The sequence below is a fragment of the Pseudomonas sp. TUM22785 genome (assembly GCF_028198105.1).
GTDB lineage: Bacteria > Pseudomonadota > Gammaproteobacteria > Pseudomonadales > Pseudomonadaceae > Metapseudomonas > Metapseudomonas solani.
Genome location: NZ_CP116239.1, coordinates 860,023 through 873,105 on the forward strand (window position 1 = coordinate 860,023; position 13,083 = coordinate 873,105).

The 13,083-nt window shown below is 65.9% G+C and carries 10 protein-coding genes; 1 reads left to right on the forward strand and 9 read right to left on the reverse strand.

The window, feature by feature from the left end:
- Positions 1-7 precede the first annotated feature (7 nt).
- From PI990_RS04055 to PI990_RS04075, 5 genes are all read right to left on the reverse strand, one after another.
- On the reverse strand, positions 8-631 hold the full coding sequence (locus PI990_RS04055) for a TetR/AcrR family transcriptional regulator (protein WP_043247406.1): 624 nt from the start codon (positions 629-631) through the stop codon (positions 8-10).
- Positions 632-747: 116 nt separating this feature from the next.
- A complete protein-coding gene (locus PI990_RS04060; RefSeq protein ID WP_271659890.1) occupies positions 748-1,563 on the reverse strand; it encodes an outer membrane protein OmpK in 816 nt (271 codons plus the stop codon).
- A 393-nt stretch (positions 1,564-1,956) separates the two neighbouring features.
- On the reverse strand, positions 1,957-3,414 hold the full coding sequence (locus tag PI990_RS04065; protein ID WP_271659891.1) for an AdeC/AdeK/OprM family multidrug efflux complex outer membrane factor: 1,458 nt from the start codon (positions 3,412-3,414) through the stop codon (positions 1,957-1,959).
- Entirely contained in the window at positions 3,411-6,548 is a 3,138-nt protein-coding gene (locus tag PI990_RS04070; RefSeq protein ID WP_021222361.1) for an efflux RND transporter permease subunit, read from the reverse strand. The genes PI990_RS04065 and PI990_RS04070 overlap by 4 nt, the downstream gene beginning before the upstream one ends.
- Before the next feature lie 12 nt (positions 6,549-6,560).
- On the reverse strand, positions 6,561-7,703 hold the full coding sequence (locus PI990_RS04075; protein ID WP_031288879.1) for an efflux RND transporter periplasmic adaptor subunit: 1,143 nt from the start codon (positions 7,701-7,703) through the stop codon (positions 6,561-6,563).
- 196 nt (positions 7,704-7,899) lie between these two features.
- Here PI990_RS04075 and PI990_RS04080 point away from each other — a divergent pair, with 196 nt between their 5' ends.
- On the forward strand, positions 7,900-8,532 hold the full coding sequence (locus tag PI990_RS04080; protein ID WP_271659892.1) for a TetR family transcriptional regulator: 633 nt from the start codon (positions 7,900-7,902) through the stop codon (positions 8,530-8,532).
- 74 nt (positions 8,533-8,606) lie between these two features.
- Here PI990_RS04080 and PI990_RS04085 read toward each other — a convergent pair whose 3' ends face one another.
- The 4 genes from PI990_RS04085 to PI990_RS04100 form a co-directional block, all read right to left on the reverse strand.
- Positions 8,607-9,503, reverse strand: a complete 897-nt coding sequence (locus PI990_RS04085; RefSeq protein ID WP_271659893.1) for a LysR family transcriptional regulator — start codon at positions 9,501-9,503, stop codon at positions 8,607-8,609.
- 273 nt (positions 9,504-9,776) lie between these two features.
- Positions 9,777-10,727 (reverse strand): adenosine deaminase, encoded by a 951-nt coding sequence (locus PI990_RS04090; RefSeq protein ID WP_021216794.1) that lies wholly within the window; start codon positions 10,725-10,727, stop codon positions 9,777-9,779.
- 134 nt (positions 10,728-10,861) lie between these two features.
- Positions 10,862-11,824 carry a 2-oxoglutarate and iron-dependent oxygenase domain-containing protein gene (locus tag PI990_RS04095; protein WP_271659894.1) on the reverse strand — a complete coding sequence of 321 codons (963 nt, stop codon included), beginning with the start codon at positions 11,822-11,824 and terminating at the stop codon, positions 10,862-10,864.
- 61 nt (positions 11,825-11,885) lie between these two features.
- Positions 11,886-12,965, reverse strand: a complete 1,080-nt coding sequence (locus PI990_RS04100; RefSeq protein WP_021216792.1) for a BMP family ABC transporter substrate-binding protein — start codon at positions 12,963-12,965, stop codon at positions 11,886-11,888.
- Between the last annotated feature and the right edge of the window lie 118 nt (positions 12,966-13,083).

A 13,083-nucleotide genomic window follows, 5' to 3' on the forward strand; every position in this document is an offset into this window, starting at 1 on the left:
GCTGCTTCTAAGTCGCCAGACCGATGCCACGGAGTATGACGGCGGTGACGGTCTGCACGGCGCGTTCGAACTGCTGGTCGTTCAACGGCTGGTGATTGTTGAGCACCATCACCTGGTGGTCGAAGTCGGCGTAGTGCTGGGTCGAGGCCCAGATCATGTACAGCAGGCTGGAGGGTTCGACCGGAAGGATGCGCTTGCTCTCGACCCACTGGCGGATCTTTTCTTCCTTGAGCTTGGCCCAGTCGTAGAGGGGGCCGTCGAGGGCTTCCTTGAGCTGCGGGGCGCCGTGGATGACTTCGGCGGCCCAGACCTTGGAGCCATGGGGGCGGGTGCGCGAGCGGTTCATCTTGGCGCGGATGTAGCTGGTCAGCGCGACGCTGGGGTCGTCGAACATCTCGAAGCAGGTGCCGTCTTGCTCCCACTCTTCCAGCAGGCTTTGCAGCACGGCGCGGTAGAGGTCTTCCTTGGTCGCGAAGTAGTAATGCAGGTTGGACTTGGGCAGGCCGACTTCCTGGGCGATGTCCTGCATGGAGGTGGCGGCGAAGCCTCGCTCGGCGAAGACCTTTTCGGCGGCCAGGAGGATCTTCTCGGTGTTCTTGATGCGGATGCCGATCTTGCGGTTACTGCTCATCGATCCCTCGGGCTGCACGGACTGAAGCCGGGCAAACATATCACCGAACCCGGCGCGGGCACGAGCCCGACGCGCGAGGTGCCCCGCCGCCGTGGAGGCGGCGGGGCGGGGCTGGATCAGAAGTGCACTTTGACCAGCAGGCTGGCGGTGTTCTGGTCGGTGCCGCCGAGGATGTCGTCGCCGAGGAAGCTGTCATCGTCGATGCCGTACTTGTTGCTCCAGTAGTCGTACTCGACGCCCACGTAGAGCTGCTTGGCGCCCAGGTTCATGGCCTTGCCCAGGTCGTACTTGATCTGCGGGTTGAAGTGCAGGTTGGCGTGCAGGTCGTTCGGGCGGCTGCTGGTGGCGTCCTTGTTGTTCCAGACCCAGTCCATGAAGCCGTCGATGAGGATGTCGGAGTCGCCCACCGGCAGGGTGTACGACCACACCGGGGTGACCTGCCACTGGCCGGACGGGTTGTTGGTGATGCCGTCGGGCTTGCGGTAGTAGAAGTTCAGCTGGAAGTAGTCGAAGCCGGGGATGGCCAGGTCGAAGCCCGGGCCCACCAGGTAGTTCTGGTTGCGGTTCTCGCCGCGCTCGTAGGTGGCGGCCAGCAGCACGTCGGTCACCGGGCCGAAGGCGATCTTCTGGTCGAACAGCTTGCCGAAGGACAGGCGCGGGGAGATTTCACCGTAGTAGGTGTTGTTGCCCGCGTTGGCGTCGGCCTTGCCGTTGTAGTTGATCTGGTCGGCGAAGATGAACAGGTCGCCCCAGGTCCAGCCACTGGCGTGCTCGAAGGTGAAGGTCTGCTGGATTTCCGGGTTGACCTTGAAATCCTTGCCATAGAGGTAGGTGACGCTGTTGTTCTGCCACAGCAGGGGGCCGTCGGCCAGGGCTTGGCCGCAGGCCAGCAGGCCACCGGCGAGCGCGAGAGCGGAGAGGGTACGGTTCATTCGGGTTGGGCTCCTGGTGCTTGGTTATCTTTCTATCTGCGTAGAAGTTGTCTGATTGGTCAGGCTTGGCTGCCAGAGCAAGAAAGGAGCCAGTTTTCTCCGACACCTTCCCCGGGCGCGGGATTATCTGGATAAACCCCGATGTTTCAAGCGGTTGTTTCGTGACCAACGGGTTTTTCCGACTTGCGGGAGGCTTGCCCGTGCACGGTTATGGGCGCGCATACCTGACCGATCGAACAGTCCTGCATCAACTTGGGGCGGCTGCGGGCGACGGGGGACGGAGCGTTCGGCGCCTGCTGCGGTTTTTCCCCGGCCCATAAAAAAGCCCCCATCAAGCTTGATGGGGGCCTCGCGCAGCAAGGGTGGCCCAATCCATGGGCCTGGACACGCGAATCAGGATTGCGGGTTGGCCGGTGCCGCCTGGGCGCTGCCGGTGCGCTCGTTCCAGCCACCGCCGAGGGCCTTGTACAGGTTGACCTCGCTGGTGAGCTGGTTGAGGCGGTCACTGATCAACTGCTGGCGCGCGCTGAACAGCTGGCGCTGGGCGTCGAGCAGGGTCAGGTAACTGTCCACGCCGGTGCGGTAGCGGCGCTCGGCCAGGCGGTAGTAGTCCTCGGAGGTGCGCACCAGGTTGCGCTGGGCGGTGAGCTGCTCCTCGAAGGTGGTACGGGCGGCGAGGCCGTCGGCGACTTCCTGGAAGGCGGTCTGGATGGCTTTCTCGTACTGCGCCACCTGGATGTCCTTCTGCACCTCGGCGTAGTCGAGGTTCGCCTTGAGGCGGCCGGCGGTGAAGATCGGCAGGTTGATCTGCGGCTGGAACAGCCAGCTGCCGGAGCCACCGTCGAACAGGCCGGAGAGCTCGGCGCTCTTGGTCCCGGCATTGGCGGTGAGGCTGATGCTGGGGAAGAACGCAGCGCGCGCGGCACCGATGCTGGCGTTGGCGGCCTTGAGCTGGTGCTCGGCCTGGAGCACGTCCGGGCGGCGTTGCAGCAGCTCGGAGGGCAGGCCGGCGGGCACTTCGGCCAGTTGGTCGTCGCCCAGCACCTCGCCTTGCGGCAGGTCACCGGGTACGCCCCTGCCCAGCAGCAGCGCCAGGGCGTTGCGGTCCTGGGCCACCAGGCGGCTGTACTGCGCCAGGGTGACCTGGGCGCTTTCCACGGCGGTGCGCGCCTGGCTCAGGGCCAGGGCATCGGCGACGCCGACGTCGAAGCTGCGCTGGGTGAGGGCGAAGCTTTCCTGGTAGGTCTTCAGGGTGTCGCGGGTCAGCTTGAGCAGCGACTGGTCGGCCTGCAGGGTCAGGTAGGCGTTGGCGACGCTGGCCACCAGGCTGATCTGCGTGCTGCGACGGGCTTCCTCGCTGGCGAAGTACTGCTCCAGGGTCTGCTCGTTGAGGCTGCGCAGGCGGCCGAAGAAGTCGATTTCCCAGGCGCTGACGCCCACCGTGGCCGAGTACTGGCCGCTGGTGGTGGCGCGGCCGCTGCTGGACAGGTCCGCCGGCAGGCGCTGGCGGGTGCCGCTGCCGTCGGCCGAGATGCTGGGGAACAGCTCGGAGCGCTGGATACGGTACTGCGCGCGGTAGGCGTCGATGTTCAACGCGGCGACGCGCAGGTCGCGGTTGTTGGCCAGGGCGGTTTCCACCAGGCGTTGCAGCGCCTGGTCCTTGAAGAACTCGCGCCAGCCCAGGTCCACCACAGCGGTGGTGGTCTGCGCGCCGCTGGCGTTGGCGGTGTAGGCCTCGCCCAGGGGCCAGGCGCCGTCCACCGGCGCCTCGGGGCGCTGGTAGTCGGGGATCAGCGAGCAGCCGCCGAGCAGGACGCTGGCGACCGCGAGGGACAGCAGGGACTGCCTCATTCGGCGGCCTCCTTGGTCAGTTCGTCTTTGCTGCGCTTGTCCTTGAACAGCGAGCAGACCAGTACGTAGAACAGCGGGACCCAGAAGATCGCCAGCACCGTTGCCGTAAGCATGCCGCCGATCACGCCGGTACCGATGGCGTGCTGGCTGCCCGAACCGGCGCCGCTGGAGATGGCCATGGGCACCACGCCGAGGATGAACGCCAGCGAGGTCATGATGATCGGACGCAGGCGCATGCGGCACGCCTCGATGGCGGCGTCGAACAGGCTCATGCCCTGCTCGTGCAGCTCCTTGGCGAACTCGACGATGAGGATCGCGTTCTTCGCCGAGAGGCCGATGGTCGTGAGCAGCCCTACCTGGAAGAACACGTCGTTGGAGAGCCCGCGCATGCTGGTGAACAGCAGCGCACCGAGGATGCCCAGGGGCACCACCAGCATCACCGAGAAGGGGATCGACCAGCTCTCGTACAGGGCCGCCAGGCAGAGGAACACCACCAGCAGCGACAGCGCGTAGAGCGCAGGTGCCTGGGCACCGGAGAGGCGTTCCTCGTAGGACAGGCCGGTCCAGGAGTAACCGACGCCGGCCGGCAGTTGCTTGATGATTTCCTCGACCGCCGCCATCGCTTCGCCCGAGCTGTGGCCAGGCGCCGCTTCACCGAGGATCTCGATGGCCGGTACGCCGTTGTAGCGGGCCAGTTTCGGCGCGCCGTAGACCCACTCGCCGGAGGCGAAGGCGCTGAACGGCACCATTTCGTTCTGGTCGTTGCGCACGTACCACTTGCCGAGGTCGTCGGGGTTCATCCGCGCCTCCGGTACGCCCTGCAGGTAGACCTTCTTCACACGGCCACGGTCGATGAAGTCGTTGACGTAGCTGGCACCCCAGGCGATGGACACGGTGTTGTTGATGTCCGCCAGGGAGACGCCATGGGCACGCGCCTTCTCGTCGTCGATCTGCAACTGGTACTGCGGCTCGTCGTACAGGCCGTTGGCGCGCACGCGGGTCAGCACCGGATTGTTGTTGGCCAGTTCGAGGAACTTGTCCCGGGCGGCGTTGAGCTGCTCGTGGCCGACGCCTGCGCGGTCCTGGAGGAAGAAGTTGAAGCCGGTGGCGTTACCCAGTTCCAGCACCGCCGGCGGGGCGAAGGCGAAGACCATCGCGTCGCGGAAGCTGAAGAAGTGCTGCTGGGCGCGCTGGGCCAGGGAGAACACGCTGTGCTCGGCGCCGGGGCGCTCTTCCCATGGCTTGAGCATGATGAAGGCCATGCCCGAGCTCTGGCCGCGACCGGCGAAGTTGAAGCCGGTGACGGTGAACACGGATTTGACGGTGTCCTTCTCCTTGTCCAGCAGGTACTCGCGCATCTGGTCGACCACCACCTGGGTGCGCTCGGCGCTGGCGCCGGCCGGGGTCTGCACCTGGGCGAAGAGCACGCCCTGGTCTTCCTCGGGGAGGAAGGCGGTGGGGATGCGGGTGAACAGCCAGGCCATGATCGCGACGATCACCAGGTACATCAGGATGTACGGCGTCTTGCGCTTGAGGATGGCGCGCACGCCCCGCTCGTAGCCGTTCACGCTGCGGTCGAAGGTGCGGTTGAACCAGCCGAAGAAGCCGCGCTTGGGGGCGTGGTGACCCTTGGCGATGGGCTTGAGCATGGTGGCGCAGAGGGCCGGGGTGAAGACCAGGGCCACCAGCACCGACAGCGCCATGGCGGAGACGATGGTGATGGAGAACTGGCGGTAGATCACGCCCGTGGAGCCGCCGAAGAAGGCCATCGGCAGGAACACCGCCGAGAGCACCAGGGCGATGCCCACCAGTGCGCCCTGGATCTGGCCCATGGACTTGCGCGTGGCTTCCAGCGGCGACAGGCCTTCCTCGGCCATCACCCGCTCGACGTTCTCCACCACGACGATGGCGTCGTCCACCAGCAAGCCGATGGCCAGCACCATGGCGAACATGGTCAGGGTGTTGATGGTGAAGCCGAACATCGCCAGCACGCCGAAGGTGCCGAGCAGCACCACTGGCACCGCGAGGGTGGGGATGATGGTGGCGCGGAAGTTCTGCAGGAACAGGAACATCACCAGGAACACCAGCACGATGGCTTCGCCCAGGGTGTGCACCACGCCTTCGATGGAGGCCGAGACCACCGGGGTGGTGTCGTAGGGGAACACCACTTCCATGCCGGCGGGGAAGAAGGGCTTCAGCTGGTCGATGGTTTCGCGGATCGCCTTGGCGGTGTCCAGCGCGTTGGCGCCGGTAGCCAGCTTGATCGCCATGCCCGAGGCCGCCTTGCCGTTGAACTGCGCGCTGATGGCGTAGTTCTCGCCGCCCAGCTCGACGCGGGCGACGTCGCGCAGGCGCACCTGGGAGCCGTCACGGTTGACCTTGAGCAGGATGGCGCCGAACTGCTCGGGCGTCTGCAGGCGGGTCTTGCCGATGATGGTGGCGTTGAGCTGGGTGCCGGGGGAGGCGGGCAGACCGCCGAGCTGGCCGGAGGACACCTGCACGTTCTGCGCCTGGATGGCGCTCTTCACGTCCACCGGGGTCAGCTGGTAGTTGTTCAGGCGCGAGGGGTCGAGCCAGATGCGCATGGCGTACTGCGAGCCGAACACCTGGAAGTCGCCCACGCCCTTGGTGCGCGAGATCGGGTCCTGCATGTTGGAGACGATGTAGTTGGACAGGTCGTTCTTGTCCATGGAACCGTCCACCGACACCACGCCGATCACCAGCAGGAAGTTCTTCACTGCCTTGGTCACGCGGATGCCTTGCTGCTGCACTTCCTGCGGCAGCAGCGGGGTCGCCAGCTGCAGCTTGTTCTGCACCTGCACCTGGGCGATGTCAGGGTTGGTGCCCTGCTCGAAGGTGGCGGTGATGGTCATGCTGCCGTCGGAGTTGCTCTCCGAGGAGATGTAGCGCAGGCCGTCGATGCCGTTGAGCTGCTGCTCGATCACCTGCACCACGGTGTCCTGCACCGTCTGCGCCGAGGCGCCGGGGTAGGACACCTGGATGCCGACGGCGGGCGCGGCGATGCTCGGGTACTGGTTGATCGGGAGCTTGAGGATGGCCAGGCCGCCCGCGAGCATGATCACCAGCGCGATCACCCAGGCGAAGATCGGCCGGTCGATGAAGAACTTCGACATGGAAGACGCTCCTTATTGGCTTTTCGCCAGGTCGGGATCCACCGACTTCGATTCGGCGACGTTGGTCGCGGGGGCGGTCTTCACTTCGGCGCCGGGGCGGACGAACTGCAGGCCTTCGGTGATCAGCTTGTCACCCGGGTTGAGGCCCTTGGTCACCAGCCAGCGATCGCCGACGGTACGGTCCGCTTCCAGCTGGCGCAGCTCCACCTTGTTCTCGGCGTTGACCACCAGCGCGGTGGCCTGGCCCTTGAGGTCACGGGTCACGCCTTGCTGCGGCGCGAGGATGGCCTGCTGGTTCACGCCCGAGCTCAGCTGCGCGTGCACGAACATGCCGGGCAGCAGGTCGTGGTCGGGGTTGGGGAACACGGCGCGCAGGGTTACCGAGCCGGTGCCTTCGTCCACCGACACCTCGGAGAACTCCAGGGTGCCTTCGTGGCCGTACTCGCTGCCATCTTCCAGCATCAGCTTGACCTTGGCGGCGTTGTCGCCGGCCTTCTGCAGCTGGCCGCTCTCCAGGTCGCGGCGCAGGCGCAGCAGGTCCTTGGTCGGCTGGGTGACGTCGACGTAGATCGGGTCGAGCTGCTGGATGGTCGCCATGGCGGAGGCCTGGCCGTTGTTCACCAGGGCGCCCTCGGTGACGCTGGAGCGACCGATGCGGCCGGAGATCGGTGCCAGCACCTTGGTGTAGCGCAGGTCGATGCGGGCTTTCTCCAGGGCGGCTTCGGCTTGCAGGCGCGCGGCCTGGGCTTCGTCATAGGCCTGGCGGCTGACGGCCTGGTCGGTCACCAGATCCTTGTAGCGGTCGGCCAGGGAGCGGCTGGAGGCGAGGGTCGCCTCGGCGCTCTTGAAGGTCGCCTGGTACACGGATTGGTCGATCTGGTAGAGCTGCTGGCCGGCCTTCACTTCCGAGCCTTCCTTGAACAGGCGCTTCTGGATGATGCCGTCCACTTGCGGGCGAACTTCGGCAATGCGGAACGCGGTGGTGCGGCCCGGCAGCTCGGCGGTGAGCGTGAAGGGCTCGGATTTCAGGGTGACGATGCCCACTTGAGGTGTCTGCGCGGGCGGCGGCGCGGAGGCCTCCTTGCAGCCGGCGAGTGTGAGCGTAGCCAGAGCGACGGCGGAAACCATAGCTGCGAAGGCTGGCTTCTTCTGCATCTGAAAAGACCTCGTTCGATACGTTTGCCCGGGCGGGCGGTACCCATGCAGGGAGCGTGGGTGGATTGTTTAGTCAGCTAACGAATATACTTACGTACGTGAACGTTTGTAAACGAATCTTCTCATCTCTCTGTCAGATAATGTGTCGAGGGTGAGGCGTTCTTTCGCTGCTGTCCCCACTCTCAGAGTCACCTGCATGGCCAGACGAACCAAAGAAGAAGCCGAAGCGACCCGTGTCCAGACCCTGGATGCCGCCGAACAGGTGTTCTACGACAAGGGCGTCTCACGTACCTCCCTGGCGGATATCGCCGCCCGGGCGGGTGTCTCCCGCGGGGCCATCTACTGGCACTTCCAGAACAAGGTCGACGTCTTCCAGGCCATGCACGAACGCTTGCGCACCCCGCTGGAGGAGCTGGCCCGCGCCAGCGAGAGCGAGGACGAGCCCGACCCCTTGGGCCGCATGCGCCAACTGCTGGTGCGCCTGCTCAAGCGGGTGGAGCTGGACCCGCGCAGCCGGCGCATCAGCGAGATACTCCAGCACAAATGCGAGTTCACCGACGAGCTGGGCGACCTGCGGCAGAAGATGCAGAGTTTCAGCCTGGAATGTGACCAACGCATTGCCCGCGCCCTGGCCAATGCCGTGGCCAGGGGACAGCTCCCCGAGGGGCTCGACTGCACCCGCGCCGCAGTCACGCTGCACGCGTACATCGACGGCCTCCAGGCCCACTGGCTGTTGGCGCCCGGGCGCTTCCCCCTGGCCGAACAGGCCGAGCAACTGGTGGACGCACTGCTGGACATGCTGCGCGGCAGCGTCGCGCTGCGCGGCTGAGAAGGGTCTGACAGACCCGGGGTTCATGGCTTTCGCGCCCCGGGAGCCGCGTCCCAAAGGCGGGTGGATCTGTGCTAGGCCCGGGCGCCGGTCAGGCGCGCCTGGATGAAGTCGAGAAAACACTGGATGCGCAGGGCCAGCTGCGAGTTGCGGTAGTACACCGCATGGATCGGCTGGCGGTAGTCGCTCATGTGCTCGGCCAGCACCGCCACCAGGCGGCCCTCGGCCAGGTCCTGGTCGGTCATGAAACTGGCCAGGCAGGTGATGCCCTGGCCGGCCAGGGCCAGCTGGCGCAGGGTCTCACCGCTGGAGGCACGCAGGTTCGGCTGCACCGAAAGCTGGTTGCCGCAGACATGGCGCACCGGCCACTGGTTGAGGCTTTCCGGTTGGGTGAAGCCCAGCAGGCGATGGGCCTTGAGGGCCTCCACACTGTCGGGCATGCCGTGGCGCTCCAGGTAATCCGGGCTCGCTACCAAGTGCAGGCGGCTGGCGCCCAGGGGCCGCGCGTGCAGTGTGGAGTCGCTCAGCGGGCCGATGCGGATGGCCAGGTCGGTGCGGTGCTCCAGCAGGTCGATGATCTGGTCGTTGGTGTTTAGCTCCAGCTGGATGTCCGGGTACAGCGCGCGGAACTCGCCGATATGCGGCACCACCGCATGCAGCATGAACGGCGAGGCGGCGTTGATGCGCAGGCGCCCGGCGGGCTTCTGCTGGCGCAGGGCCAGGCGTTCTTCCAGGGCCTCCATCTGCTGGAGGATCTCCTTGGCGCTGTCGAAAAAGAAGCGCCCTTCCTCGGTCAGCTCCATGCGCCGCGTGGTGCGGTTCAGCAGGGTGGTGGCCAGCTTCTCTTCCAGGCGCGACAGGGTGCGGCTCACCGCTGACGGCGTCAGCCCCAGGTGCTCGGCGGCGGCGCTGATGGAGCCGCACTCGACGACGCTGACGAAATGCTGGAGCTCATCGGAGGTGGCTTTCATGTCGGCCTCATTCGTGATCGGCAAGCAAGGCCGAAGGGCGGATAGCGCTTTTTTCTGCGGGGAATTGTAGGCCTCTCTGGGGACTTATTCATTGCCCATGCGGTGCTAGCCGCCCCACGGAGCAAGAGGCTCCTGTCTATGGAGAGAGAGGTGAGCCCCAGCGATGTTGGGCCGACGACATGGATTTCGCGTTGCTAGCGGATAGGCGCCTGCTCCATGGCGAAGCCGGCCCATGTCCACCCGCAAAAAGGGCCGCATCGCGGCCCTTTTCCTTTACTTCACCAGCCGTGCATCCAGGCTGTTCTGCGCCAGGCGCTGGGCCTGATCCTGGCTCATGCCCAGGTGTTCGTGCAGGGCGTAGAAGTTTTCGGTGACGTAGCCGCCGAAGTAGGCCGGGTCATCGGAGTTCACCGTCACCTTCACACCGCGCTCGAGCATGTCGAGGATGTTGTGCTGGCTCATGTGGTCGAACACGCACAGCTTGGTGTTGGACAGCGGGCACACGGTCAGCGGGATCTGCTCGTCGATGATGCGTTGCATCAGGCGCTCGTCCTCGATGGCGCGCACGCCGTGGTCGATGCGCTCGATCTTCAGCAGGTCGAGGGCCTCCCAGATGTATTCCGGCGGGCCTTCCTCGCCGGCATGGGCGACGGTGAGGAAGCCTTCGCCACGGGCACGGTCGAACACGCGCTGGAACTTGCTCGGCGGGTGACCCATCTCGGAGCTGTCCAGGCCCACGGCGACGAAGGCGTCGCGGAAGGGCAGCGCCTGGTCGAGGGTTTTCTGCGCCTCGTCTTCGGAGAGGTGGCGGAGGAAGCTGAGGATCAGCCCGCTGCTGATGCCGAGCTGCTTGCGGCCGTCGTCCAGGGCATGGCGGATGCCATTGAGCGCCACTTCGAAGGGGATGCCGCGATCGGTGTGGGTCTGCGGGTCGAAGAAGGGTTCCGTGTGGATGACGTTCTGCGCCTTGCAGCGTTGCAGGTAGGCCCAGGTCAGGTCGTAGAAGTCCTGCTCGGTGCGCAGTACATCGGCGCCGGCGTAGTAGAGGTCGAGGAATTCCTGCAGGTTGCCGAAGTCGTAGGCGCGGCGCAGGGTTTCGACGTCATGCCAGGGCAGGGTGACCTTGTTGCGTTCGGCCAGGGCGAACAGCAACTCGGGCTCGAGCGAACCTTCCAGGTGCAGGTGCAGTTCGGCTTTGGGCAAGGCATTGAGCCAGTCGTACATGGTGGTTTCTCGTTATCAGGCAAGGTCGCCTGCAAGTTTAACTTCCCGGACAGGATTTCGCCGAGCAGCCGCCCGAACGGTGTTGCCCCAGGGGCCACCCGGCGGCCCCTGGCGAACGGCACTCGCCCACGCGCTCAGGCGGTTTCTTCGCGGCGATAGGCGTAGGTGTCGGCGAAGCGTGAAAGCAGGTACTCGGCGCTGGTCACCGCCGGGTACTTCGGCGGGTTTTCGGCGCTGGAGCAGTTGGGCAGGCAGCTGATTTCCGTATCCGGGTGCGGTTCGGCGAAGAAGGGCATGGAGTAGCGGTGCACACCCAGGGGGCTGATGACCCGGTGCGGGGTGGACTTGTACCGGTCGTTGCTCCAGCGCGCCATCATGTCGCCGATGTTGACCACGAAGCTGCCGGCGATCGGCGGCGCGTCGATCCACTGGCCGCGCACATCCTGCACCTGCAGGCCGCCGGCGTCGTCCTGGTAGAGCAGGGTGACGCAGCCGTAGTCGGTGTGCGCGCCGGCGCCCTGTTGCTCGGCGGAGCTGGCGGTATGGCGCGGCGGGTAGTGGATCATGCGGAACACGCTGATGGGCTCGGCGAAGCGCTGGTCGAAGAAGTCGCGGTCGATGCCCAGGGCCTGGGCGATGGCCCGCAGCAGGGTCTGCGCCAGGGCCTGCATGTCGGCGTAGTGCTGCTCCATCAGCGGCGCCCAGCCGGCCTGTTCGGGGTGGCGGTTGGGGCCGCGCAGGGGCTTGCCGGCCAGCACCTCGGGGTGGTTCGCGTCCATGTGGAAACCCATGTCGAAGGTCTCCTTCAGGTCGCTCGGCTTGCTCGGGTCGAGCTGCTCGGTGGCGATGGCGCCGTAGCCGCGATGGTGCGCCGTGCGGGTGATGTCGATCTTCAGCTTCTCCGCCTCGGGCTGGGCGAAGAAGGCCTTGGCCGCCGCCAGCAGTGCCTCGATGCGCGCGGGGGCGATGCCGTGGCCGGTGATGTAGAAGAAGCCCCAGTCGCGGCAGGCGGCGTCGATGCGCGCCGCGACCTGCTGCCAGGCCTGGTGGTCATCACCGTAGAGCGCGGCGATGTCGATGATGGGGAGCTGGTTCATCGGTGATCCTTGGATCCTGTGGGAGAACACCCTCTCCCCGGTGGGGGGAGAGGGGCTGCGCTTACTTCGGCAGTTCCGCCTTGATGCCTTCGACGTAGTAGTTCATGCCGGCCAGGTCGGCGTTGGTGGCGGTCACGCCGTCGGCCAGCTTGATGGCGCCGCTCTGGTCCTTGATCGGGCCGGTGAAGGGGTGGAACTCGCCGCTCTTGATGCTGGCGATGATCTTCTCCGCCTCGGCCTTCACGTCGGCCGGCACCAGGTCGCTGATGGGCAGCTGGATGGTGTCCTCGGCCAGGCCGCCCCAGTAGTCCTGGGATTTCCAGGTGCCGGCCATCACGCCTTCGGCGGCCTGGATGTAGTGCGGCCCCCAGTTGTTGACGATGGAGGTGAGCACGGCCTTCGGGCCGAAGTGGGCCATGTCCGAGGCGTAGCCCACGGAGTACACGCCACGGCGCTCGGCGGCCTGGATCGGCGCCGGGCTGTCGGTGTGCTGGAAGACCACGTCCACGCCCTGGTCGATCAGCGCGTTGGCGGCGTCGGCTTCCTTGCCCGGGTCGAACCAGGAGTTGACCCAGACCACCTTGATCTCGGCCTGCGGGTCGTACTTGTTCAGGGCCAGCTGGATGGCGTTGATGTCGCGGATCACTTCCGGGATGGGGAAGGAGGCGATGTAACCGATCTTGTGGCTCTTGGTCATCTTCGCCGCCAGGTAGCCGCCGACGTAGCGGCCCTCGTAGGAGCGCGACAGGTAGGTGCCGAGGTTCTTGTCCTGCTTGTAGCCGGTGGCGTGCTCGAAGGTGACCTTGGGGAACTGCTTGGCCACCTTGGCGGTGGGGTTCATGTAGCCGAAGGAGGTGGTGAAGATCAGGTCGTAGCCGCCCTTGGCCATGTTGCGGATGACCCGCTCGGCATCGGCGCCCTCGGCGACGTTCTCGACGAAGCTGGTCTCGACCTTGTCGCCCAGCTTGGCCACCAGCGCCTTGCGGCCTTCCTCGTGCTGGTAGGTCCAGCCGTGGTCGCCGATGGGGCCGACATAGACGAAGCCGACCTTCAGCGGGTCGGCGGCGGAAGCGCCGAGGGTGGCACTGAAACCGATGGCGGCGACGAGCGTGCGCAGCAGGTTCTTCTTGGAATCGAACATGGGGGATGGGGCTCCTGGTCTGTTGTTCTTTGCTGTGCCCTGTGGGCTGACCAGGCGATTGCAAAAAATTGACCAACTGGACAAGCCGCGCGCAAAGCCGCGTGCCAGGCCCCTCGCT